Source organism: Alphaproteobacteria bacterium US3C007, from assembly GCA_034423775.1.
GTDB lineage: Bacteria > Pseudomonadota > Alphaproteobacteria > Rhodobacterales > Rhodobacteraceae > Thalassovivens > Thalassovivens spotae.
In genome coordinates this window covers 933,948-959,374 of record CP139918.1, presented here as the reverse complement: position 1 = coordinate 959,374, position 25,427 = coordinate 933,948, and the positions used below count along the sequence as shown (strand labels likewise).

The window sequence follows — 25,427 nt, the reverse complement described above, 5'->3', positions numbered from 1 at the left end:
ACATGAGCAATATGCCAGATCCGACCGACCCAAAATTAGCTGGGATAAATATACCAAACACAACACAGTTTGGGGCTGAGGGTGACAATGATCAGCACGCGAAAGAAGCCTATTTTACAGCGTCGCAGGGCCAATTAATTTGGGCTCGGTTTAAGAAACAGCGCGCTGCAATGATTGCAGCTTTTTTTCTAGTCTTTTTGATTTTTTCAGGCCTTTTTGCGCCATTTCTATCGCCTTATGATCCCACTGTGGCGGGCCGCAATAAAGATTATACAAACGGTGCCCCCCAGATTCCGCAATTTTGTGATAAAAACGGCTGTTCTTTGCGCCCGTTCATTCATCCTGTTGAACGAGAAAGATCATTGGCGACAAATTTTCGGTGGGTTACTAAAATCAATGAGGATAAACGATCCTATTTGACGTTCCTGCCCAAAGGAGATGCTTATAAGCTTTTCGGTGTCATTAAAAGTGATCGTCATCTTTTTGGTTTAGAAGAGGGAAAGCTACACGTCTTTGGAACGGATGAGGATGGACAAGATATCTTTAGCCGAACATTACACGCGATTTGGACCTCGCTTCAGGTGGGTACAATCGGCGTTTTGATTGCCTTCGTGCTGGCTTTGATTATTGGGGGGGTGTCCGGCTATTACGGTGGCTGGATCGACAGCGTGATACAAATGATCACCGATGCTTTTCGAACGGTGCCGGCAATTCCGCTATTCATGGCCGTAGCAGCCTTTATGCCGCCTGAAATTTCGGCTGAAGCCCGGTTTTTTTATATTTCGATTATTTTGGGCTTTATCGGGTGGCCTACATTGGCACGGCGTATCCGAACGCATCTGCTGACAGAGCGAAATCAAGAATATGTGTTGGCTGCGCAACTTTGCGGCGCGTCCTCGTCGCATGTAATTCGACGTCATTTACTGCCGTCTTTTACCAGTTACATTATTGTCGATTTGGTAATTTCCTTTCCCTATATGGTACTCAGCGAAACCGCTCTTTCCTTTATTGGGCTTGGTCTGAAAGATCCAGTTTCTTCGCTTGGTGTAATGTTGCAAAAGGCCACATCTGCCGATGTTATGTTAAATTATCAATGGTATTTTATTCCAGTGGCGTTCTTTATCGTTCTGGTTATGGCGTTCGTTTTCGTGGGAGACGGGTTGCGCGATGCTGCTGATCCCTATTCCGAGGTGAACAAATGAGCGCGCTGCTTGATGTCAAAAACCTGACCCTTCAGTTTCGTACCGATGAAGGGCTGATCACGGCGGTGGAAGACGTCTCCTTCTCGTTGAACAAAGGAGAAGTGATGGGGCTGGTCGGGGAAAGCGGATCGGGCAAATCGGTAACCGCGAAAGCCTTGATGCATCTCAATGCGCGCAATGCAGTTTACGGCCCCGACTCGCGCATCACCTTGCATACAGAGCAAGGCGAAGTTGATGTTCTGTCGCTTCGAACGCCGCGCGATTTAAAGGTGGTGCGGGGCGGTGCGATCTCAATGATCTTTCAAGAGCCAATGGCTTCTTTTGCGCCTGCGATTACCATTGGCAAACAAATGGTCGAGCAGCTGCAATTGCATGGCGATATGTCTAAGGCGGGGGCGAAAGAAATTTCGGTCGAAATGCTCGATCGGGTTGGTATTTCGGATGCTTCCCAGCGCTTTGATCAATACGCGTTTGAACTTTCGGGCGGCATGCGCCAGCGTGCGATGATCGCGATGGCGCTTTCAACCAAGCCTGCTTTGCTAATTGCAGATGAACCAACCACAGCTCTGGATGTGACGATTCAGGCGCAGGTCATCGATTTGATGAAAGATTTGGTGGATGAATTTCACATGGGAATCATTTTTATTACCCATGATCTTGGCGTCGTTGCTCAAACCTGTGATCGGGTGAATGTGATGTATCTTGGCCGGTTGATTGAAGAAGGTCCGGTGCGCGAAGTGATCCGCAATCCCAAGCATCCTTATACGCAAGGGTTGATTTCAGCTTTGCCAAAGCTTGATAATCTTGACCAGTCGCTCACTGCTGTGCCGGGCGATATTCCGTCGCCGCTGGAACGCCCGCCAGGGTGTGTTTTCAACACGCGCTGCAGCCAGATTGTGGGGGCAGCGTGTACTACAATCGGTCCAAATGAGGTTGATCTTGGCGCGGATCACACCGTTGCCTGTCATATCTATAAGGAGGTCGCGGAATGAACGGACCATTGATTCGGGCCGAAAATCTTTCTGTGGGGTTTCCCATTGGCAAAGGGTTGTTTGATAAATTTGTTTTGAAGGCAGTTGATGACGTAACGCTTCATATCGATAAGGGCAGTTTTTTTGGATTGGTGGGTGAATCTGGCTCGGGGAAAACCACGCTTGGGCGTGCGCTCTTAAAGGCGGTGCCGATCACGGGTGGATCGGCGCATTATGCAGATGGCGAAGTGGCCTATGATCTTGAAACGATTGGCAAAGCCGATCTTAAGGATTATCGCAAGCGCGCCCAATTGATTTTTCAGGATCCTTATGCCGCGTTATCTCCGCGAATGACGGTTCGCGATATTATCGCAGAACCGCTGGAAGTGATGGGTCTGACGCGCAATCGGCAGGAAACCGATGAACGCGTACGTGAAACCGCGGCCAAATGCAGGCTTAACCTTGAACATTTGAGGCGCTTTCCACATGCGTTTTCGGGTGGTCAGAGACAGCGGATCTCAATTGCCCGGGCGTTGGTGTCGGGCCCCAAACTTGTAGTTGCCGATGAAAGCGTGGCGGCGCTTGACGTTTCGATCCAGGCAGATGTTTTGAACCTTCTGAAAGAGCTTCAGCGTGATCTTGGCATTACTTTTATGTTTATCAGTCACGACCTGTCTGTGGTTGCACATACATGTGATCACGTTGCGGTGATGTATTTGGGCCGCCTTGTGGAAACCGCCCCTACGCGCCAACTTTTCGCCGCGCCCCGGCATCCCTATACAAAGGCGCTGTTTTCGGCCATTCCATCGCTTGACCCGGATGATCGCGGCAGGGCGCAAAAGCTTGAAGGCGAAATTCCTTCGCCGATGAAGCAACCTTCGGGCTGTAAATTTCACACAAGATGCCCGCATGTGATTGATCGCTGCAAAGTAGAAGAGCCGCGTTTGCAAAGCAGCGCAGCAGAGCATAACGTGGCCTGCCATCGCTGGGAAGAGCTTTTACAAAACGCCTAAGTCATCTTTTTGGTTTGATCCTTTGACTCTGTGCGTCTTTGCGCGCCGTGCTTACAGCTTGCGCGACACAATGCAGCGCCTCTGTCATGGCCACTTGCGGTTTCACTCTGCTGGAATAGATATTCATCAGAGGCCGCCGATAGATCAAAGCAACGCGCTGGGAGAGTTACGTGACACAAGCAAAGCAGACCAGCACAGCGCCGGTTTTGATGTGGTTCAAGCGCGATTTATCGGTATTTGATAACGCGGCTTTGATCCATGCGACGCAGGCCGGTTCGGTGCTTCCTGTTTATATTCTTGAGCCCGGGCTTTGGCAGCAACCGGATATGAGCCATCGGCATTTTTGTTTTTTACAAGACAGCCTGGCTGATCTGTCAGAGGATCTTTGCGCCTTGGGTCAGAGCTTAGTTCTTCGTATCGGGGATCCGGTTTCGATCCTTACCGAGTTGCATCAAAAATTTAGTTTCACCCAGCTGTGCTCGCATCAAGAAACGTGGAATGGTTGGACCTACGCGCGTGATCAGCGCGTTCAGGCTTGGTGTCAAACCACCGGGGTGACGTGGCATCAGCCACGGCGTATTGGCGTGACCCGAGGCTTGAATAAGCGCGCCGGTTGGGCGCAGCGCTGGCAGCACTATATGGCGCAGCCCTGCCTGCCGGCACCAACGGGTTTAAAAAAGATCGATCTCACCTCAGAGCCGATGCCGCGGCCGGAAGATTTTCATCTCGCGGAGGATGGGTGCACTGCGCGCCAAAGCGGGGGGCGGCGGCAGGGTTTACAGGTATTGGAAAGCTTTTTACACAGGCGCGGAGAGGATTATTCAAAAGCGATGTCCTCTCCCTTAAGCGCGGCGCAGGCTTGTTCACGCCTTTCCGCGCATTTGGCCTTTGGAACTTTGTCAATGCGCGAAGTGCATCACGCTTTGGAAGCCCGGCGCAAGGCACTGGCCGCCTCTCCAAAAACTATGTCAGGCAATTGGCCAAAGGCGTTCAGTTCTTTTTCAAGCCGCTTGCATTGGCATTGCCATTTTATTCAAAAGCTTGAAGACGAGCCCCGCATCGAATTTGAAAACATGCATCCGGCCTATGATAAGCTGCGCCAAGAGCCGGTGAATGACGCCTATCTTACCGCGTGGCAGCAAGGTCAGACCGGCTATCCGATGGTGGATGCGTGTATGCGATCCCTGATTGCCACCGGTTGGCTGAATTTTCGCATGCGCGCTATGTTGATGAGCTTTGCCAGCTATCATCTGTGGCTGCATTGGCGCTTGCCAGCCTTGCATCTGGCGCGCCAGTTCACCGATTATGAGCCGGGTATTCACTACGCGCAAGCGCAGATGCAATCGGGCACAACGGGGATCAATACGATCCGAATTTACAACCCGATCAAACAAAGCCTTGATCAGGATCCAAATGGGGTTTTTATCAAGCGCTGGGTGCCAGAGCTGCGCGATGTGCCGATTGGGTTTATCCATCAACCTTGGCATTTCCCGGACAAAATGAACGGATACCCGCTGCCAATTGTGGACGAAAAAGCCGCTCGACAGGCCGCAAGCGCGAAGCTTTATGCGTTAAGAAAGCCAAGGCAGCATGCATTGGCTGCGCAACGCATAGTAGATAAGCATGGCAGCCGAAAATCAGGGATTATTCAGATTGTACCACGCCGCAAGCCCAAAAAAGATCCGCGCCAAGATGAATTTATATTTTAATAAAAATCTATTGCCGTAGCGCTTTTTTTCTGATGGCAGGTAAGCCTTTGCGCGGTTGGGGCTGCAATCTGCAAAACCGATTAGATCGAAACGACCTGCCCGTTTGGTCATGGTACGGCCCCTTATGATAACGCGCGGGGCACCTGAGAGGCTCGCCAAGCCCGAACCAGGATATGGCAGCTCTGCGAGGTAGAAGCGCATTGCGGCATAGAAAAACCCTTATGGCGCGCAGCAATCTATCTAGATGCGGTTGAAAACCGGTGCTCGATCGCGGGCCTTATTTGGCACGCTGGCAAATTTTGCATCTGGCAATGACCCGTGCGTGCAAAGCGCAAACGCCTGTGGCAGCGCCCAAAGCAAAGTTTTTTTCAGATTTTAAAAATCTATGATATGGTGAAAAAAGCCAATAATGGGAGAAAAAAATGGCAGATTCATTTGGTGGTTCATTGAATATGGTGTTGTGGATTTTGATTATCGTCGGGGGTGGGTATTACAGTTATCGCTGTTTATTCGCCACGAAGGGTTTCGTTGATCAATATGGCTTTGGCGATAGTGCGGTTTTCATGACACGCTTTGCAGGCACGTGCGTTGGCGCATCTACATTGATCGCTTTGGTTTTATTATTCGTTGGTCCGCAAGGCGCATGGGCTTTTGTGGCGTTTGCTTGGACGCAAGCGTTGCTCGCAACGTATTTTGGCTATACTACGGTGAACAGTGACTGGGCCGAAGTCGAAGGCGTGAAAGCAACGGCAGAGGGTTATATCGCCCCAATTTTCTTTTTGGTTGTGAACACGATATTACTGTTCAACATGTCTGATATTTTATACGTGGCGCATCAAGTTCAATAATCCAATCCGTTGGATTTAAGATTTTTTAAACGTATAATGTTTGCCGAGGCGCTGGAAGATCAGCGCCTCTTTTTTTGACGCGGCAGAAATAGTAAGCGCGCGATTTCAGAGGGTGCGCGCATAGGCTTTGATCACTTTGGATGAGCGCTTTTTGACAGGCGCGCCGCAGAAGAAAACCCATACAAAAACGAAGCGTGCCATTTTTCAGTTTTGTTTCTCAATAGGGGCTACGCCTGCGTCACCTTATATTTGCTGTGTATTTTACAGCGTAAGGGTGCCCTGGGGTAAACGCGCTTGACGCGCTAGACCGCTTGAAGATATGCTTTTGGATATAAATTAATACTTATTTTATTTTCAGGGGAGATTTCACATGACTCAACGTTCACAAATTAATCTATCCACGGATGAATTACATAATCTGTCTTTTGATGCATTTGATGAGGCGATCAACCCTAGATCGAAATGGCATGATTTTGATGCGATCGTTGAAGACGCAATTTCGCGGCGTGGTTTTTTAGGGGGCGTGATCGCAATGGGCAGCGTTGCGGGCTTGAGCGCGGCCACCACTGCATTGACACCGGTCTCCGCCCATGCGGCGACAAGCCGGTTTGGTTTCGAAGCCGTAAGCGTCAGCACGAAAGACACGGTCGTGGTGCCCAAAGGGTATAATTGGCATGTTGCAACGCGTTGGGGAGATCCTCTGTTTTCAGATATTCCAGAATTTGACCATGCAACCCGCGGCACCGCGGCCAGCCAAGCCGGTGCGTTTGGCGATAACAATGATGGGATGGCGATTTTCACCGATCAAGATGGGCATCAAATATTGATTGCGAATAATGAATATACAAACCGATCGGTCATGTGGGGCAATAATCCTGACGGCAAATATGCCACCGATGATGATATTAACAAGGGTAAAAATGCGCATGGGTTAACGGCGGTCGAGCTTAAAGAGATCGATGGCCGGTGGCAAATTGTCAAAGATTCGCGCTATAATCGCAGATTCACGCCGGATGAGCCGATGGAGATTACCGGCCCTGCTCGCGGGCATGCTTTGATGAAAACAAATGCCGACCCGCAAGGTGTCACCGTGTTGGGAACTTTTAATAATTGCGGCAATGGGCGCACCCCTTGGGGCACCTATCTGGCTTGTGAAGAGAACTTTAACGGATATTTTGGCACAGCAGATCCAGACAGTTTTACGCAAGATGCGGCGCAAAAGCGCTATGGTGTTAGTGGCAAAGATCGTGGCTATGGATGGTGGAAAGTTGATCCACGCTTTGACGTTTCTCAAGAGCAGAATGAAGCGAACCGCCACGGCTATATTACCGAGGTTGATCCTTATGATCCGAGCTCTAAGCCTAAAAAGCGCACGGCTTTGGGCCGCTTTAAGCATGAGAATGCCGAAGTGGTTGTGAACGCCGATGGCCGGATCGTGATCTATATGGGCGATGATGAGCGTGGTGAGTTTTTGTATCGCTATGTGTCGGATGGCTATTACGCGGAAGGCGGCGATACGGATAAATTGATGGAGATAGGCACGCTTTACGCCGCAAAATTTGACGCCGATGGCACGGGCACCTGGCTTGCTTTGACCCCGGAAACCACTGGTATGGAGCAAGCGATGATCTGTATCCATACGCGTTTGGCGGCCTCTTCTTTGGGTGCAACAACCATGGACCGTCCCGAATGGGTGACGGCCAATCCATTAAAAGCGGAAGTGTATTGCGCCCTCACCAACAATAAAAACCGTGGTGTGAAACCGAATGCCGGAGGGGATGAAACCCCAGTGGGCGGCCCCAATCCGCGCGAGGCCAATAAATATGGACAGATCGTTCGATGGTGGCCCAGCGAGGCCGATCATACGGCCGACACATTTACCTGGGATCTTTTTGTCATGGCGGGAAATCCCAGCCTTCACAGCGATGCAAGGGGAGGATCGGCGAATGTTAATATGGGCAATATGTTCAATTCACCCGATGGTCTGTCTTTCGATGAGAAAGGGTTGCTATGGATCCAGACAGATGGGAATTATTCGAACGAAAAAGATTTTGCCGGTCAAGGCAACAATCAAATGCTGATCGGCGATCCGGCAACGGGTGAAATTCGCCGGTTCTTGGTGGGGCCAAAACAGGCTGAAATTACCGGTGTTGCTTGGGCTGCAGATCGCAGAACCGTGTTTGTTGGGGTGCAACATCCGGGCGAGCGGGGAGAGTCGAACTGGCCAGATGGTGGTGATAAAACCCCGCGATCTTCCATTATTGCGATCCGCCGCGATGATGGCGCTGCGCTTGGTTGAGGGCGCAGGTTTAAGGGCGCTGAGAGAGGGCTTTCAATTGTCGGGTTTTGGCATAGCCAGTGGCCCGGCTTCACATTTTTTCTAATGGGCTTTCAAATCTAATCGCAGCGGTGTGATTGACGAATATTACTATATTTTCGGGCGCTTCCGCGCCAAACCACGCTGATTAAAGCCAAGCCACAGTGTGGTAGGGCGGCGCCAGGATGGGTGGGGCTTTGGGCTTTATATTTGGGTGCGTTAAGCCGCCCTCTATGCCCGCCAGCCTTTCTTGTGGGCGCAAGAATGGGCAGGCCCAAAGGGATTAGATCTCAATTATTTGCACCCGCGCGGTGGCTGCTTGCTCGGCCAATGATGCCTTAAGTTCATTCGTTATGCTGTTTTTACAAGTGGTTATGGATGTGGGCGTTGGCTTGCGCTATCCTTATGCGGATAAACTCAAATAGTGGGTAAGACGGCACAGCAACACGCGCAGAGCGTGCTCCAAAAAAGAGGGGTCCTTTATGAAAATAGAGTTTCATCACATCAATTGTGTTTCCAAAGATGTGGAAGGCCTTGATCTTTTCTATCGAGATATTTTGCAAATGCAGCCCATTCCCGCCCAGCAATTTGTAAGAACCGAGGCGACGAAGGTCGACGGGTATGACGGCAAAATTAAATTTGTCACCGAAGGCAGTATGCAAATGCATTTGGCCGAAAAAGACTTAAACGTTGCCGCAAAAAACAAACGCCATATCAACCCGGTCGAAAACGGTCATATAGCTTTTCGGACAGATGATATAACGGCATTTAAGGCCCATCTTGATGCACATGGGATCCCATTTGCGGATTATGGAACCACGTTCTCGCAGCAATGGCACCAGATTTTTTTTCATGACCCGGAGGGCAACGTTATTGAGGTGCATCAAGAGCTGCAGCTACAAGCGCCGCGCACGGAAACGATGCAGGAACAACGCAAAGCGGTGCCGTTGCGCGCAGGGATTGAACCTTCACATAATACGGCTGCAAAATTTGCGGTAATCTCAAGATATATTCCCAAAGACGGGTTTGTGGAAGACATTGTGCAGAGCCTTACCGATGCGCCTTTGTCGGGTGCGCTTTCGCAACATATGCTGGTCACCCACGATAATCAGATTTTGACCATTGCATTTTTTGACGCCGCTTATGATGACCACGAAAATGCGCCTGTCCGTTTCAGCGGTTTAGAAAGTTTCAGCGATAAATTGGTGGGTTTTCCAAATGGTGGCTTGCTTGAGGTAAGATCTGGGCCAGTGGTGTTCGATCTTTATATCGAAGAGAATGCGCGCCGCCTGAAAGATGAAATGCAGGTTTTGTCGGTTGTGCGCTTTAAGGTGAAAACCAACTGTACCGAGGCGTTTTTAGAGAACATTCAAAATTTTCCTTTGGGAGAAGACCGTATTCGACGAAGCGTTGTTCAAACAGGTGAGTGCGAATTTATAGCCATTACCAGAGATCCAATAGAAGCCAAGATTGCCTTAGAACCTTTACGTTTGCAGGCGCTTGATGGGATTGAACACTTGCTAGAATGGTTTGATGACAGCCGTACAGATCCGCGGTCAGGCGTGGTTCACCATGATTGGGTAAGGCAATAAAACCACCCGTCTTGCGGCGTGCTGGTTTGGCGTTGAAATTGCAAAATGGTTTGCGCAACGCATCAGTTCTTTGGGCCTGCATTGCGCTAACACAAGGCTGGATGATGGGTATGCTGGATTGTGTGCGAAAAATATTGAAGGCGGCCGTAGTTGGCTGATTGTCTTACACCATCACTGCCGTAACTCGAGCCGCCTCACATCGTTTTTAAATCAAATATAAGAACATTACAAGAACAAAATTACTTTTGTTCTTTATTTATTCTTTTTTGACTGTGTATTTTTATTCATTAAAGTCAGCCTTACCAAATTTTATACAAAAAAATACCGCAGGGTCGGCGTTTAACGCCCTGTCTGATAAAATATATTTGGGGTTGAATTTAAATATGGGTGACGCGTTGTGGATCTAAAGCGGGTGCGCTCGTTTGCCCCGCAAATGTCTGGTGCTGCTGATACGCGCCTCTTATGATACGGCGTGAGCGCGGCGCGTCTAAGCGCAAAATAAAAGGAACCGAAATGTCTGAATGGTTATATCAAATCCGGATCAAAACCTCTGAGGTATTATCGGCCGATCTGCGCGGTGCGCGGACGATGGCTTTGTCGCAAGCGGTGCTGAAAATTGCCCAGCAGAACGGAATGCAGTTGGTCTGCACTTTTGATGCGTTTCGGGAATATTGCGAAGAAGCGGAATGCAATGATATCGCGCAATATCACCTTTATGATTGGACCAAAGCCACGATTGAAAACCCTGAGAAGAAAGCCAAACATCTCAAATCTTTCGCGTTTTATCTTGGGAATGAGCAAGTATATTCGAAAGCCCATGCCGGCGTCGTGGAAAAATCTTTACAAAACCTTGGCGAGACGCTGCATCTTATAGAAATTAACGTAATAGATTCAAACCCAGCCAATAATCCCCAACCCCCAAGCTGAAGCAAAATTTTTACCGCGAGGTCAAGAACATGTTGAATGAGCGAGATAAGCGCAAGATTGAATTACTAGAGATTTTATCAGAGGGATGTCGCAAACATCCCGCATATCGTGCCCGGCGCAAAGTCAGCATATCCTGCGAAGATTGCGTGCAACTTTGGAACGCGCGTGTTGAACTTACGTTATTAAACGAAGGCTAGAGCCGTGCTGGTCCACGCCCAAAAACCCGTGGTTTCTGGGTGTTGTTTTAGATGGAAAACGCGACTTAACGCTATGGTCCCATCGCTTAATATTATGCTGTAATGTGTCAAAATACTCGCCACCGCATAATGCGCCGCGCGCAGTTATGGTGTTTAAAGTAAGCGCTTTTTAACAATTATAGACTACTCAATTGAATATCAGAGATTGAAATACAGGCGGGTATGCCTAGAGTGGTTTTGAAATTTGAAAAGGAAATGAAAATGGCAGTTTTTGAACAATGGGAAGAGGCTTGGAATAAGAATGACGCTGCAGCCTGGATCGCATTGCTTCATGAGGATTATCAATTCAAATTTCATTCCAACGGGAAGGTTATGAAAAAATCTGATATGACGCTTGAGATGATGACTGCGGCCATGACAAATGAGAGCGTTACAAACAGGCGCTGTCTATATGAGAATGATGATATCTGTGTGATCCACCAATTCAATGACTTTGAAAATGGCGATAAAGAAGCCGTTATGTTGGTGACGCTGAAAAAAGATGGGTTGTTTTGGCGCACCGAAACAGGTGCCACACCCCTTAAATAAAACCCTCTGACATGGGTCTGACGAAACGGCAGCCTCTTGGATATTAGAACGGCTAGTTGTGGGCCAGTTCAGGTAGAACGGCTCCTTAAAACTGGCCTCACAAAGCGCTTCCGGGCGCTGTATCCATGCGGCACCGATAATTGCATGGCTGTAAGCTGAGCCTGCGCGCACGTGTCACGCGATCTTTAAATCTACGGGCACCATGCGCTAAAAATAAACCATCAGGCTTGGAACTTTGTGAGCTTAACCCAAAATTACCGGGCGCAAATTAAGCGACAGACGGTCTGATATCAGCTTACCAATTGCAATTTGGGTTGCAGCTTTGCAACGTGATCCAGAAACACCTCTCGTAAGGTGCTTTGAACCACCACGTCGTATCTCCCCATTTCTTCAATCGCTGCTTCCAGCCCTTCAAAATCGCAGGTTTTCAGATCCTTGATCAGCCAAGGGCATTGCTCTAAAGAGCCATATTTTGCCACTGAGAGCGCTGCGGCGAACAGAAGTATATTTTCCGAACAAGCCTCAATTTCTTCCGCCAGTTCCAACCCCAGTTCAACCCGATCATCCATTAAGCACCCAAAAACAGCATCGCTTTTGCGTTTATCACTATTGGTTTGACCCTGCGCCACCGGATCATATTCCAACGCGAGCAATGTTAAATCACAGCCTTGTTTGGTTTTGCCCGTTTTCAATAGAATTTCGCCGTATTGTTGCAAAATTCTTGGATCATTCGGCACCATATCATAGGCTTTTTTCCCATGTTCAACGGCCGCTTTAAATTTTCCTGTCATGGTGCTTATGCCGCATAAAAGCCTGTGAAGCTCGAAATCATTGGGATCTGCTTTGACGGCGTGATCCATCAATTTATTAAATTCAGGCATAACCTCTTCAAGCGATTTCTCTATCCATCCACGGCCCAATGCTTGCCCCATAGTGCAGGCCTTCCATGCATAAGCTTGCGCATTAGCAGAGTCTGCTTCGATGGCTTTATCGAACATTTCAAGCGCGTGTGCATTGGCATCCTTGTCGATCGCATGATGCCCCTCTTTCCCCCTCAGAAGGAATTCATAAGAGCTCATATTTTGGGTGGGTTTACGTTTTGCTCGGTTTAAGCTGGCCAGCTCAATTTCGCCTAAAATCGCCTGTGTTACGCTGCGAACGATCTCATCCTGAACTTCGAATATATCGTCCAACTTCCGGTCAAACCGCTTGCTCCAAACGATTTCTTTAGTATCAGCCTCTAATAGTGAAACCGTAACGCGTACCTTTGAGCCGGATGATCTAATCGAGCCTTGGATGAGGTAATTGACTTTAAACTGAGCGATGAAATCATCTAATTCCTTATCGCTATCGGCAAAGTTCACGCTTGATTGGCGCGAAACAATGGAAAGCTGCCTTACCATAGAAAGCTCGGTCAGGATGTCTTCATAGACGCCATCGATTAAAAAAGAGCTATCTTCGTTTTCATTCAGGTTCTTAAAGGGCAGGATAGACAGCGTTGGCTTTTGTGTTCGGTCTGTTTCTTCTTGTTCTTCAGAGATGTCTGCGCCTTCAAGATTATTTGTTTTATCGGTGGAGATGGTAAAAACCTCAAATTCGCTTGAGATATTTTTCAGTTTTTTTGTTCCCGCTGCTCTCGAAATCGCTTCAATTCTAGAGGCGACCTGTTCATTTATCACTCTGGAAACAAGAATTTGACCTGGCGCGCATTGGGCTTCGAGGCGCGCCGCGATATTGACACCATTGCCATATACATTGTCCTTCTCGAAGATTACGTCATCTGAGTGGATTCCAATTCTCCAAAGTAACTTTCGCCGCTGATCCTCATCTGAAATTGTTTCATTGCGCTCTTGGATGGCTTCTTGGAATTTGATGGCGCAGTTCACGGTTTCAATTGGGCTTTCAAAATCGGCAAGTACGGAATCCCCCGCGGTATGAAAAATTCGGCCACCATGCTGCTCAATAAGCGAGTCAATGATTTCGCGGCAAGCGTTTAAGCTTTCAAAGGTTGCCTGTTCATCTTCCAGCATATGTTTGCTGAAGCCCACGCAATCTGTCGCAAGAATAGTTGCAAACTTTCTTTTAACATCGCCCATAGAATATCTCCCTAGATCGAGTTGGCAGTGTGATGGAACCACGCCCATAATCTAGCATAAAGAAGACACAGATAAACAGATTTACCGCGCGTTACGAATTTCGATTAATTTACAGGCAATCGGCCAGTCTATTTGAGGCGCTAATCTATTATCTTGCCACGGCTTGAAATGTCTTCCGCGCCGGCAGGTATCCATCCAGTCGCAAAGGTTTGCTTGGTCGTATGATCGCCTTCTAGGCCTTCTAAAGATGACACTAATTTTTCAGTACCACTAATTTTGGTTGTTTCGAATAAGGGTTTTCTGCTTTTAAGCGCTGTCTCAGTAACTGGTGGGTTTGATGGTATTTTTGAGCGGAGCGCTATTGGCGCGCGGGGTGTGTAACTGCGGGTTTGGAACCCTTTTTTGAGAGGGCTCGCATTTCTGAATGCGCCTTTTAAGCGATGCATATAACCGATTTCCAGAGGTTACGCCGACTATATTTAAAGAGATTTTCTGTGTTCAAGCCCAGAAAGAACTTTAAAGGCAAGGTATATAAATGGGCGTCTTAAGACACCACCCGTAAAGTGAGATTAATCCTGCCACCATTTTTTAAAAGTGTTGAGCTGCCGCCTTTGATACGATCTATCCCATGATGGATCAGACGGGCCGCGCCACCCAAGCGAATAACGTCGCCCGAGCGCAGCCAAAGGCTTTCGGTTTTGCCGCCTTTCGTTTCACTGCCGATACGAAAAAGGGCCTCGTCTCCCAAAGAAATTGATATGACGGGTTGCTCAAAGTCTGCCTCATCGCGATCTTGATGCAACCCCATGCGGGCGCCAGTTTGGTAGAAATTAACCAAACAACAATCTGGGCTGCGGCTCGTGCCTGACAGAGTATGCCAGACGTTTAAAACAGATTGGGGAATAGGGGGCCATTTCGTACCGATTGGATGGTTTGGCTGATATCGGTAGCCCCTTTTATCCGTGACCCAGCCATAGAGGCCAGCAGATGTCATTCGGACGCTCATTTTTTTCCCGGATGGAGTGACTGGCTCAAAGAGAGGCGCTTGTGACACAATACGTCTTATATCCGCCAACATTTGTATTTGGTGTTCTGCAGAAAGCCATGTTTCCCATAGGTCAACCCCGCGAATAATGCGCGTTGGTGCTATTTTCGGGGTATCGCTCATTTAATATTATGGGCTCCAAAGGGCTATTTTTATTGTTTACCCCGCGGGCGAAGATCTGTCACCTCGAAGTCAGCGCTGGGCCGTTGAAATTTGAGCTTTTCGCAAAGGGAAAGACCAACTTTTTGCCCTTGGATCAATATTTTAACCACTCTAGATATCGGGCTTCGATTTAAGGCCAAGCTCGAGATATACGTGTTTTTACCCCGAAAATGCGGTTATCACTGCCGTTCCCGGAGGGGTTGGGCCGCTCATTGCGCGCAGTTCAGAACTTGCCGCTGAAAGCGAAATTTCTCGATCAAGCATTGGGCTTAGGTCAACATCGCCACGCTCAATCATGCTTAGCAATGACGGATATTTCCAAGCGGGCATGCCTCTTGTTCCGTAAAATGCAAGTTGTTTGGCATATATTGCCCGCATGTTGATATGCATCATGCCATCGCCTGACGGCATGCCAACATGAACATGCCGGCCCAAAGTTGCAAGGCATTCAACGGATGCATTCGTTGTGATTTCATGCCCAAGCGCCTCAATCGAGACTTGCGCGCCGCCAGAAGTTATGTCGCGGATCTTTGCCGCGACATCGCCCTGCAAGGCGTTGACGGCCGCATCCGCGCCCAAGTGCCGCGCATGCGCCAGTTTTTCTTCTACAACATCCACCACCACCACGCGTGCGCCTAACATTTTTGCGAGCAATAAGGCGGATAAGCCAATTCCGCCTGTGCCATGAACAGCCACCCATTCCCCCGCGCGCAGATTGGCCCTGTCGGTTAATGCGTGCCAAGCGGTTGTTACGCGGCATCCAAGACCTGCGGCGAGCGCGGGTGACATGTTTTCGGGTAAATGCACAAGATTATGATCGAAGGGCACAGCCACAAACTCGGCATAAGCGCCAGGGGTTCCAAAGCCCGGTACGATCGCGCTTTCGCACGTGTTTGAGGCGCCCATCTGACAGGCGCCGCAACTTCCACAGCCCAAAATAAAGGGGGCGATCAGTTTATCTCCAATGCTATAAGTTGCCCGAGGGCCCGCCTCAACAACCGTGCCGCAATATTCATGCCCCAGAATTGAACCGGGCGTGACTTTCGGGTGGCCACCAACCCAACCGTGGTAATCAGAACGGCACACACCGCAAGCGGCGACTTCAAGAACCACCCCATTTTCGGGGCAGTCAGGATCTGGAACTGTTTCTATTGAGAGATCTTCGTTAAAAGCTTTTATAAGTGCTGCGCGCATTGAAACCCCTTCGCATCATTCTTCGGCTGGAAGCCCGCGTTCTCTTAATTAATCACAAGGGCCGGCCGTCAGGCCCGCGATGCACATATATTTTACAGACATGTAATCATCTAGCCCTTGGCTGCCACCTTCTTTGCCCATACCACTTTCTTTTAAACCGCCAAAGGGCGCCTCGACCGTCGTGATCAACCCAGAATTTATTCCGATCATCCCGTATTGCAGCTTTGAATTTAATCGAAACATGCGCCCGAGCAAGCTTGTATACGCATAGGCGGCCAACCCAAACTCTGTTGCATTGGCCGCGGCGATCACTTCGTCTTCTGTTTCAAATTTAAAAATAGCGGATACAGGCCCAAATATTTCTTCAGTGGCAAATTGCATCTTTTCGGTCGCGCCGGAAATAATGGTCGGTTCAAAAAAGGTGCTGCCAATCTTATGCCGCGATCCGCCAGAGACCACCAAAGCCCCCTTTGACACGGCATCAGCAATCATCTGCTCTACTTTGACAACCGCGGCTTCATCGATCAAAGGGCCTTGCTCAACGCCACTTATTGAACCGTCGCCAACCACTAAAGCTTCAGTTGCTCGTTTCAGTCGTTCAACAAAACGGTCATGAATGCCCGCTTGAACATAAAATCGATTGGTGCACACACAGGTCTGGCCCATATTTCTATATTTAGCGATCATCGCGCCTTCAATCGCGGCATCAAGATCAGCATCATCAAACACGATGAAAGGCGCGTTGCCCCCCAATTCCATCGATAGTTTTTTGACCGTTTCTGCAGATTGTCGGATCAAAATTTTGCCCACATCCGTCGAGCCTGTGAAGGTGACTTTTTGGATCTCAGAACTGGCCATTACCGCAGCGCCAATGGCGCGCGCAGATCCCGTAACGATATTGACGACCCCGTTTGGAAATCCCACATCTTGGCATAATTTTCCCCATGCCAAACCAGAATAGGGGGTGGCGCTTGCCGGTTTGGCCACGATCGTACAGCCCGCGGCCAAAGCAGGGCCAAGTTTGCGAGCCAGCATCGAAGATGGAAAATTCCAAGGCGTTATCGCCCCGACCACACCCACCGGGTGGCGGGTAACCAAAAGCTGCCGATCTTGGGAGGGCGCGGGAATTATCTCGCCTTTGGCGCGGCGCACTTCTTCGGCAAACCATCGGATATAAGCCGCTCCAATCGCTATTTCGCCCATCGCCTCGGCTAAGGGTTTACCCTGCTCTGCGGTCAGTAAATGCGCCAGTGGATTTTGATTGTCCATTAGGGCATCATGCAGTTTATGCAGTAAGTTTACCCGAAAACTTAAATCGCTGGATGACCAGTCGGTGAAGGCCGTAGACGCAGCCGCGATCGCGCGCCCCGTTTCCACAGCGCCACAATTTGGAATAGTGCCAAGTTTGATACCATTTGCGGGATTGCAAACATCAAGCGTCGCCCCGTTATCAGCATTGCACCAGGCGCCACCAATAAGGTTCGACTGTTGCAACATACCTTTGAAATCGGCCATTTGCGTTCTTTCGGATCTCGTGTTTTGAGTGAAGCGGCCTATCAAGAGCGCGCTTATTCGTTGATAGCTGAAAGTAAATCTACATAAAAGCAAAACAGATTTACATTTTTTGTAAGATAAATTAATGGAATAGCGGTTGAAAATCCGGCGTCACGCATAAATTTGGTGGATATTCTTGTTTAAAGCAACGCGCTTATCCGCTTCGTTACCTGCAGCCTTAAGAATATCTATGTGTTTAAATTCACGAATAGAATTTGTTTTCAGGCAAGAGTACTGCGCGCCTTAAAACTTTACACCAGCCGCCCCAAACCCAATGCGATGGCATAATTTGGCATTCAGAAAGATTTATAGAGGAATAAATGCAACCCCGATCGATCATGCAGGTTTTAACCCCTGCTCATCGAAAAAGGTTAAGCTCAACTTAACATTTTAAATATAATTGAGTAGGTTCAGTAATATAAAATATAAAAAATAGGTTCGTTTATGACTATTAGAATGCTGAAAACGCTTATCGCGATTGATAATAACCACACTTTCAGCGCCGCCGCCGATGATGTGTTCATTACCCACGCGGCTGTCAGCCAACAAATGAAAGCTTTGGAAGATGAGTGGGCGGTTACTTTATTTGACCGGTCAAAACGTACCCCCGAATTAACGCCAATTGGACGAGAAATTGTAAAGAAAGCCAGAAAGGTCGTTCATGCGTATGAGGATATCGTGCCCTCAGTATTGGAAGATACCGGTTTATCAGGAGAAATTGCGCTTGGTGCGTTGCCGACAACATTGACAGGGTTAACACCCTTGACCGTAAATTTGCTTAAAAAACGCTTCAATGACGTGCATGTTCGCGTGAATCCCGGGCTTACTTTAAATCTTATCGCTGAAATTGAGAGGGGCAGATTAGACGCTGCAATCATATCACGGCCAGAGTTTTTACCAAGATCGATTGGCTCAAAGTTCATTGCCACTGAGGCCATGCATTTGCTGGCCTCGCAAAACACCCAAACGGATGAACCAACAGAACTTTTGGCAAAAAACCCGTTCATACGCTTCACCCGTAACGCCGTTGTGGGGCGGCTTATCGACGAATGGTTGCAGCGGTATAAAATTCAAGTCGAGGAAACGATGGAACTTGAAAGTCTTGAATCGATCGCCAGTATGGTGGCGGCAAATCTCGGGGTTTCAATCGTTCCAAAAAGATGCGTTCAAAGCCCCAATCCACTGCCCGTTAAACGGATCGCTTTGGGGGAAGATGCCCCAAGCAGACAATTGATCCTGATCTATCGCAGTGACAATCCAAAATCACAAATGCTTGACGCTTTAAACACCGCGATCCAGGAAGCCGTTGCAATCGGTCGCCTAGAAATTGAAGCGAATAAGCAAATTTAAACGTAGAATGCGAACAGCCTTTTTGAGAAACGCGGCCATTCTGAGAGTAACAAACGGGCCCTCTGGACTCCAAGCCGCGCCGGTACTTTACGCATGTCTGACAATATCGCCTGTCATATATGCGTGGCTCGGACGATTTTAGCAAAGGGCGCGTGAAACCAAACTGGTCTGTCCAGATGCAGCCGGTTTTGGCCGCGACCGAACTACGCAGATCTCTGGCTCGCCATGTCCGATTCAGACCTGACATTTAAAAATCGGGATCTTCCATAGATTGAAGGTTTGAGACCTATAAGTGCAGATCGCCATCTGGGTTATCCGATCAGTTCCTCGTTCCGGTCGTCGGTTTCCCCGAACCGCTTTAAGACGGCAGGTTTCGTGCCTTCATAGACGCGGTCTAGGTTTTGGCTGATCTTTTCATTTTCTCGCTCAAAAAGGCAGTTTCCATCCAAGTCCGATGCTGCGATGAATGGCCCCATCCTTTTGCACTTAATCACCCACATCGCCTGTGCCAGCCCCAATTCCTCGGTCCAATGCACCGCTTCAACGCATTCAACGCCGCGCCCCAACAAGGCGCCTGTGCCATAGCCCACGGTTGATAAATAGACGGCTCCATTGGGCACAAAATAGTCCTTATAATCTTTTGATGACATGCCGCCTTTACCAATGATCAATTTGGCACCGGTCTTTGCCATCCATTCAGGCAACCATTTGGCAAAGCGAAAGCTCGCCGTTGCGGTTACAGCCCCTAGGTCAAAGGAGCCATCCGGATTGATCCGCGCGGCTGGCGAGCAATGAAAATTTGCAGCGCTTTTCGAGGGCAATTCCAGAGGAATATTGGCTTTCTGATCCAAAGCGCGCGTATAGACGCCCTCGCGGGCCGTGTACATCAACCCATCAAGGTAAACGATATCGCCAAGGCGCAATTCTGCAATCTCGGCGGCGCTTGGGGTGGTGCTTAAAACAATCTCCCGCGGCTTCATTCGGCGGCCTCCCTTGTTGGTTCCCAATCCACAGTCTCTCGTCGCTGATAGGGGGTGAACCAATCGGGATCGGTGCGGTATTCAACGCGCCCATCGGAAAAGAGGCGCGCCACCGCCCGGCGAGAGCTAAGGCAAAACGCGTGCACAGACATTTGCATGCCCCCTGTATGGCAATAGCCCACCTCGATATTGCAATCGATAACCATATTTTTACCAACAAATCCCATCGCGCCCATCCCGATAGAATTTCCCAATTCTTTGAACTGGTCTTCCAATGCGGCAATTTTCGGGTCAGAGTTTCGGCTGCCCACCACGCGCAACACCGAAGCGCGTTTTCCCAGCGCCATGCAGGTATCCTTTGAGCCGCCCAATCCGATGCCTATAATTGCCGGCTGACAGGCAAGGCCACGCTTGCCGAACGCGACAAGGCAATCAAGATAGAAGCGCTTGATGCCTTCAATCCCATCCGAGGGAAACAACATACGATAATCAGTGCCAAAAAGCCCCCCTTTATGCACTGTGATCAAATCAATCCAGTTTCCAGACGGCTCAAACCCATATTCAATTTCGGGGGCGCCGATCCCGACATTGTTATTATGGTCGGTACGCCACAGCGGATGCACGCGGTTCGGGCGCAATGGCACCCCATTGGTGGCTTCAGCAGTGGCACGGCGCAACGCCGTTTCAAGGGCCGTCATCCCGCCCTCTACCCGCGCCTCATTGCCCATTTTGACGAACCAGCGCGGCACACCGGTATCGCCGCAAATTGCGCGGCGATCTTCTTTGGCGGCCTCGTAATTTTCAAGCATGGCTTTCAGAACAAAGGATGACAAATCGCCATCTTCGGTCTTGGCCGCTGCTTCCAATCCTTCAAGGTAATCCTGGGGGATTTCGATGGCGGCTTTGTCCATCAATATGCGTGCTGTTTTTTGGATCAGGTCGATGGCTATCATTGTGATGCTACCAATGTTTCGGGTTCGCTGTCAGGCAGGATGGTTTCACCTGGGCGAACGATGGAGAATTCAACGGGGGCCCGGGTCACGTTGACTGCACCGTCTTTTACATTTGCGATGGTAAAATAGGACGTGTCCATTTCGCCAGGTTCGGGGAAATCTTCGCGGAAATGCGCCCCGCGAGAGTTTTCGCGCGCAAGTCCGGCTTTGGCAATGGCTTCGGAGACGTCACATAGGGAACGCATGTTTAGCCAATCATGCCATGTTAGGTTAAAGGCTAGATTGTCAGGGGCCACGCCAACACCCATTAATTCGTCTGAAATTTCGGCGATGCGTTTCAGCCCGCGGGTCATCCCCGCTTGTGTCCGCATCACGCCGACGTCTTCCCACATTGCTTCCTGCAGTTTTTGACGCAAAGGCTGGACCGGCGCGGGGGCATGGGTAAGTGGATGGCGGGCTCGTTCGATCTCAGCGGCCAGAATATCCTCATCAGCTGGGCGCAGCGCCCCCATTTTCTGGATATCTTGCCCCATAATATCGCCCGCGATCCCGCCATAAACCGTAGAGTTGGCCACGCCATTCCCGCCCAATCGGTTAGAGCCATGCGCGCCCCCTGCATCTTCGCCAGCCACATAAAGGCCTTCCAACGCGGTGCGGGTGTCAACATCCACCACAACACCCCCCATGAAATAATGCGCGGTGGGCACAACTTCGACTTTTCCAGCGGCCAGATCAAACCCGCTATCTGCACAGCGATTGACCATGCCCTTAAATTTCTTGCGCACATTATCTGGACCAAGATGCGCCATCGAAATGAACACACCTTCTTGGGCTGGGTTGTTGTTTTTGCGCATTTCGGCGTAAATGCCGCGGCTGACCACATCGCGCGTTGCCCGCTCTCCTCGATCGTCATAATCAAACATAAACCGCTGACCTGCATGCGTCAGCAATTGGCCACCCGCGCCCCGCAACCCTTCTTCCAGCACGGTTCCAGTCATACGCGTATGCGCGCCCGCTAATAATCCAGTGGGGTGAAATTGCACCATTTCCATATCGCGCAAGGGCACACCAGCGCGCAGCGCCATGGCCAAACCATCCATCGTTTTATCACCGGATGGGGTGTGATATTTGTACATTGTCGGACCGCCGCCTGTGGCCATCAATACCGTTTTCGCGCGCACAAACCGAAAGCCACCTGTGCGCATGTCAATCATTAAAACGCCTGCCAAAGCCGACCCATCTGGCGTGGGGATCAACCCGATGGCGCGATGCTCCTGGAGCCGTCCTATCGGGCGCGATAAAACTTGTTCCATCAAACGGTTGATAATCTCGATCCCCGTCAAATCGCCCTTATGCACGGTGCGATCCGCCGTTTGTCCCGCAAAGGCTTTGTGATGAAGCGTGCCATCTAAATTGCGATCAAAAAAACAGCCTATCTCGTTTTCCAATTCGCGTACCCGCACGACGGCCTGCTCGCATAACCGCCACGCCATGTCTTGATCGGGCAGCCATTTGCCGCCATTGATCGTATCCATAAAATGGCGCTCAACCGTATCGCCATAGCCAAGCGCAACATTATATCCACCTTGGACCATTCGGGTGCAGCCGCATTTCCCAATCAGCCCTTTTACGGCGATTGTGATCTTGGTGCCGGGCGGTGCTGATTGTTGCGCGTGCAGCGCAGCAAACAGACCTGCTCCGCCGGTTCCTAAGATCAAAATATCCGTGTCATGGCGGTCTATATTGGGTTTCATGGGCATGTTTATACTGCCTGCAATAAAAATATGGTGGAAATGAATAGCGACAGGCCCACCGCGCCGGCGGCAAGCGTTTTCTGGCTGTGGCTCCAAGGCATAAATTCGAGTGCTAAAAGGCGCAAGCCGCCAAATATGTGCACTGATAAAAGCAACACCAGACCAAATTCAGCAATTTTTACGATTGGATTTTCTGCAAACTGCAAAAATGAATCCAACCGCTGCGGCTGCGTGAGTGCCAGCGATAATAGCCAGAAATGCGCCGGTAAAAACAAGGCCAGTGCCAAACCAGAAAGCCTATGCAGCATGAAGGCCAGCCAGAGCGGATGCGCCCGCGCAGGCGCCTTCATAGCAATGTCACGGCCGTTACAGCGCGCGCCCCCATAAATAACAAAATCAAACAAAGCGACCATGTGAACAGCGGTAAAGTAACGCCTTTTAGCCCTAACCACTCATGCATAATAACGCGCATTCCAATGGCAGCGTGAACAGAGACGGCAATCACAAATGTTCCATAAAAGACAAACCAGAATATTGAGCCTTGCGTCCGCGATAAGATTTCTGCGCTGCTCAGACCCCCTTGAATGGCGTAAATCATCACGGCCAGATGCCCCAAAACCAAAGGGCCCATGATCATCGCGCTGATCCGCTGCGCCATGTAGAGCTTTAGATCAAGCATTTGTGCGTCCTTTGAAAAAAGCCTTGGCGGTTTCGCGCTTTAAACCACTGATTGCAGACATTGGATCAAGGTCATTTGGGCAATAATGCGTGCAACTTCCCATCGAATGGCAGTTGTGACAGCCCGATGCGCCAGAGACCGCGTCTAAAATCACCTGTTTGCTTTCATTCTTAGCGTCATTGAACACGGTCCATGCCCGCTGCAAGGCGGCCGGTCCCAGATAATCAGGATTTCCAGCCACCGTATCGCAGGCGGCATAACAAATTGAACAATTTATACATTCGATGCCCGCATTCGCCTCGACACGCGCGGCCGTTTCAGGCTGCACAGGCGCAATGGGATCGTTTCGGGTTTGTGTTGGATGATGCTTGCCTTCGGCCTGTGTCCATTTATCAAAAAACGGATCCATATCAACCGCAAGATCTTTAATCACGGGCAGGTTTCGAAGCGGAGCAATATGCATTTTATTTTTATCAAGCACTTTGTTTACATGCGTTCGACACGCCCATCGTGGCTCTCCATTCACCATCATGGCGCAGCTGCCACACATGCCCACGCGGCAGGCAAAGCGATAGGTCAAACTTGGATCCGCATAATGTTGGATCCATGAAACAACATCCAGGATTGTTTGATTTTCATAGGCGGGGACTTGAAATATTTCATCCTGCGGGGCGTCATGGGTGCCGCGCTGAACCGTGACTTCAAGAGTATTTATATTTGTCTGTTGCAAGGCACCCTCAAGATGTTCTGGTTGCAGTTTCTGATGTTGAAATTACGCGTATTGGCCACAAAAAGCGATAAATTCTTATTTGCCTGTTCCATCACCTCCGCAAAAAAAGGATGGTGAAAGACGCGGTGAAGCCGGCCAAAGAGTTGTCACAAGCTCTGCGCTTTGTCGCGGGTTCATCCCGCAGCAAGCGCTGTTTTAGATATTTTTGAGATATCATGCTTCGCATCCGACCTACTTATAAATATCTGGAAGCAGCGTTGTAGAGATCGCGGGCACATAAGCGATTAGTAACACAACCAGCAGCATGAAAAATACAAACGGCACCGCGCGGCTTGCAATTCTGAGAATTGATTCGCCGGTAATTCCGGAAACAACGAATAGGTTCAGCCCTAGTGGCGGCGTGATGAAGCCAACCCCAAGCGCTGTGATCATCATGATGCAGAACTGGATCTCATTCATTCCTATATCATCGGCCAAGGGTTTCAAAATAGGCGCAAGGATCACGATGTTGGGCGTGGTTTCCATGACGCAGCCCGCCGCCACCAATATTGCGATCATCAATAAGATGAGCAAAGCAGGATTTTCGGTAAGTGAGGTGACAGAATACACAAACCCTTGCGGAACACCCATGATTGCCAGCGCTTCGGCCAAGGGTGCCGAGAACGCAATAATGGGTAAGATCACCCCATTCACCTTTGCTGATCCGATCAACATCGCTGGAAAATCGGCAAGCGTTAAGCTGCGCAGTATGAAGCCCATTGTGATGGTTACCACAACCGCGGTGGCTCCAGCTTCGGTGGGTGTAAGACGCCCTGAAAAAATACCGTAAAAAATGATACCGGGCACGATAAACGCGTACCAACCCGATCCCAAGGATCTTCCCAAATTTAAAAAATAGGCTCGGGCCGACAGATTTCCTCCGCCTTCATATCCGTAGATGCGGTTCACCACCAGATTGGTGGTCAAGATAGAAAAGAGGATAGCCAAACCCGGTATTAAAGCCGCAAGAAATAAGGTGGAGGCGGATATCCCCAGAACAAGCCCGATAATGATATAGGCGATGGACGGAGGGATCAAAATCCCCGTACAAGCCCCGGCAGCGACCAGCGCGCAGGCATAAGGGCGTGGATAACCGCTTTCAACCAATCGCGCGATCGTCATTCGGCCTACGGCAGCGGCGCCTGCAGCGTCTGAGCCAGAAATGGCCGCAAACATACCGCATACCAGCACTGTGGCTGAGCCGAATCCACCTTTTGCAAATTGCGTCAAGGCGTCGGCAACATCTAAGAATTTCCGGCTCAGCCCGGTGCGCACCAGCACATCCCCCGTCAGAATGAACAAAGGCACGGCCGTCAAAGCGAATGCATCAATGCCCGTAAAGAGGCTTTCGCCAATCAGATTAAGCGGTAAATCTCCTGACAAAACCAGCATTAAGATTGCCGCAGAACCAATGGCGGCCCAGACGGGAACTGCCAAAGCAATCAAACATACAAATAGCATCACGGGCAGATAAAAATCCCAACCCAATTCCACAATCTGTTCTTGCATTCCGGTAAACAGCATGGC

General features: G+C 49.7%; 22 protein-coding genes. 11 read left to right on the top strand and 11 right to left on the bottom strand.

All coding sequences use genetic code 11. The annotated features are described in order from the left end of the window. Window positions 1-2 precede the first annotated feature (2 nt). From UM181_04790 to UM181_04745, 10 genes are all read left to right on the top strand, one after another. Window positions 3-1,202, top strand: a complete 1,200-nt coding sequence (locus UM181_04790) for an ABC transporter permease (protein ID WQC63922.1) — start codon at window positions 3-5, stop codon at window positions 1,200-1,202. Further along, entirely contained in the window at window positions 1,199-2,194 is a 996-nt protein-coding gene (locus UM181_04785) for an ABC transporter ATP-binding protein (GenBank protein WQC63921.1), read from the top strand. Before UM181_04790 ends, UM181_04785 begins: the two co-directional genes overlap by 4 nt. Next, window positions 2,191-3,186 carry an oligopeptide/dipeptide ABC transporter ATP-binding protein gene (locus UM181_04780; protein WQC63920.1) on the top strand — a complete coding sequence of 332 codons (996 nt, stop codon included), beginning with the start codon at window positions 2,191-2,193 and terminating at the stop codon, window positions 3,184-3,186. The genes UM181_04785 and UM181_04780 overlap by 4 nt, the downstream gene beginning before the upstream one ends. Window positions 3,187-3,356: 170 nt before the next feature. Continuing rightward, a complete protein-coding gene (locus tag UM181_04775) occupies window positions 3,357-4,895 on the top strand; it encodes a deoxyribodipyrimidine photo-lyase (GenBank protein WQC63919.1) in 1,539 nt (512 codons plus the stop codon). Window positions 4,896-5,317: 422 nt separating this feature from the next. Further along, window positions 5,318-5,743, top strand: coding sequence for a hypothetical protein (locus UM181_04770; protein ID WQC63918.1), 426 nt, complete (start codon window positions 5,318-5,320; stop codon window positions 5,741-5,743). Between the two features lie 370 nt (window positions 5,744-6,113). Next, window positions 6,114-8,042 carry a PhoX family phosphatase gene (locus UM181_04765; protein ID WQC63917.1) on the top strand — a complete coding sequence of 643 codons (1,929 nt, stop codon included), beginning with the start codon at window positions 6,114-6,116 and terminating at the stop codon, window positions 8,040-8,042. 500 nt (window positions 8,043-8,542) lie between these two features. Further along, complete coding sequence (locus UM181_04760; protein ID WQC63916.1) at window positions 8,543-9,652, top strand: VOC family protein; 1,110 nt, start codon at window positions 8,543-8,545, stop codon at window positions 9,650-9,652. Between the two features lie 513 nt (window positions 9,653-10,165). Beyond that, window positions 10,166-10,579, top strand: coding sequence for a hypothetical protein (locus tag UM181_04755; GenBank protein WQC63915.1), 414 nt, complete (start codon window positions 10,166-10,168; stop codon window positions 10,577-10,579). A 29-nt stretch (window positions 10,580-10,608) separates the two neighbouring features. Then, window positions 10,609-10,776 carry a hypothetical protein gene (locus tag UM181_04750; protein WQC63914.1) on the top strand — a complete coding sequence of 56 codons (168 nt, stop codon included), beginning with the start codon at window positions 10,609-10,611 and terminating at the stop codon, window positions 10,774-10,776. A gap of 261 nt (window positions 10,777-11,037) precedes the next feature. Next, complete coding sequence (locus tag UM181_04745) at window positions 11,038-11,364, top strand: nuclear transport factor 2 family protein (GenBank protein ID WQC63913.1); 327 nt, start codon at window positions 11,038-11,040, stop codon at window positions 11,362-11,364. Window positions 11,365-11,654: 290 nt separating this feature from the next. Here UM181_04745 and UM181_04740 read toward each other — a convergent pair whose 3' ends face one another. The 4 genes from UM181_04740 to UM181_04725 all read right to left on the bottom strand — a co-directional run bounded on the left by UM181_04740 (window position 11,655) and on the right by UM181_04725 (window position 17,376). Further along, window positions 11,655-13,460, bottom strand: coding sequence for an adenylate/guanylate cyclase domain-containing protein (locus UM181_04740; protein WQC63912.1), 1,806 nt, complete (start codon window positions 13,458-13,460; stop codon window positions 11,655-11,657). Between the two features lie 544 nt (window positions 13,461-14,004). Next, window positions 14,005-14,628: an alpha-ketoglutarate-dependent dioxygenase AlkB gene (locus UM181_04735; GenBank protein ID WQC63911.1), complete on the bottom strand. Its 624-nt coding sequence runs from the start codon at window positions 14,626-14,628 to the stop codon at window positions 14,005-14,007. Window positions 14,629-14,826: 198 nt separating this feature from the next. Continuing rightward, window positions 14,827-15,861: a zinc-binding dehydrogenase gene (locus UM181_04730; GenBank protein WQC63910.1), complete on the bottom strand. Its 1,035-nt coding sequence runs from the start codon at window positions 15,859-15,861 to the stop codon at window positions 14,827-14,829. Between the two features lie 48 nt (window positions 15,862-15,909). Then, window positions 15,910-17,376: an NAD-dependent succinate-semialdehyde dehydrogenase gene (locus UM181_04725; GenBank protein ID WQC63909.1), complete on the bottom strand. Its 1,467-nt coding sequence runs from the start codon at window positions 17,374-17,376 to the stop codon at window positions 15,910-15,912. A 483-nt stretch (window positions 17,377-17,859) separates the two neighbouring features. Between UM181_04725 and UM181_04720 the strand changes: the two genes are divergently transcribed. After that, window positions 17,860-18,765, top strand: coding sequence for a LysR family transcriptional regulator (locus UM181_04720; protein WQC63908.1), 906 nt, complete (start codon window positions 17,860-17,862; stop codon window positions 18,763-18,765). A 311-nt stretch (window positions 18,766-19,076) separates the two neighbouring features. Here the strand turns inward: UM181_04720 and UM181_04715 are convergent, their stop codons facing one another. The 7 genes from UM181_04715 to UM181_04685 form a co-directional block, all read right to left on the bottom strand. Continuing rightward, the gene (locus UM181_04715) at window positions 19,077-19,745 is read right to left on the bottom strand and encodes a fumarate hydratase C-terminal domain-containing protein (GenBank protein ID WQC63907.1); all 669 of its coding nucleotides are present in this window, start codon (window positions 19,743-19,745) and stop codon (window positions 19,077-19,079) included. Next, window positions 19,742-20,698, bottom strand: coding sequence for a fumarate hydratase (locus UM181_04710; GenBank protein WQC63906.1), 957 nt, complete (start codon window positions 20,696-20,698; stop codon window positions 19,742-19,744). The genes UM181_04715 and UM181_04710 overlap by 4 nt, the downstream gene beginning before the upstream one ends. After that, window positions 20,695-22,452 carry an FAD-binding protein gene (locus UM181_04705; protein WQC64700.1) on the bottom strand — a complete coding sequence of 586 codons (1,758 nt, stop codon included), beginning with the start codon at window positions 22,450-22,452 and terminating at the stop codon, window positions 20,695-20,697. The genes UM181_04710 and UM181_04705 overlap by 4 nt, the downstream gene beginning before the upstream one ends. Window positions 22,453-22,460: 8 nt before the next feature. Then, window positions 22,461-22,802, bottom strand: coding sequence for a succinate dehydrogenase, cytochrome b556 subunit (gene sdhC / locus UM181_04700; GenBank protein ID WQC63905.1), 342 nt, complete (start codon window positions 22,800-22,802; stop codon window positions 22,461-22,463). Next, window positions 22,799-23,131: a succinate dehydrogenase gene (locus UM181_04695; protein ID WQC63904.1), complete on the bottom strand. Its 333-nt coding sequence runs from the start codon at window positions 23,129-23,131 to the stop codon at window positions 22,799-22,801. The genes sdhC and UM181_04695 overlap by 4 nt, the downstream gene beginning before the upstream one ends. Further along, entirely contained in the window at window positions 23,124-23,861 is a 738-nt protein-coding gene (locus UM181_04690; protein ID WQC63903.1) for a 2Fe-2S iron-sulfur cluster-binding protein, read from the bottom strand. Before UM181_04690 ends, UM181_04695 begins: the two co-directional genes overlap by 8 nt. Window positions 23,862-24,092: 231 nt before the next feature. Then, window positions 24,093-25,424: a TRAP transporter large permease gene (locus UM181_04685; protein ID WQC63902.1), complete on the bottom strand. Its 1,332-nt coding sequence runs from the start codon at window positions 25,422-25,424 to the stop codon at window positions 24,093-24,095. Between the last annotated feature and the right edge of the window lie 3 nt (window positions 25,425-25,427).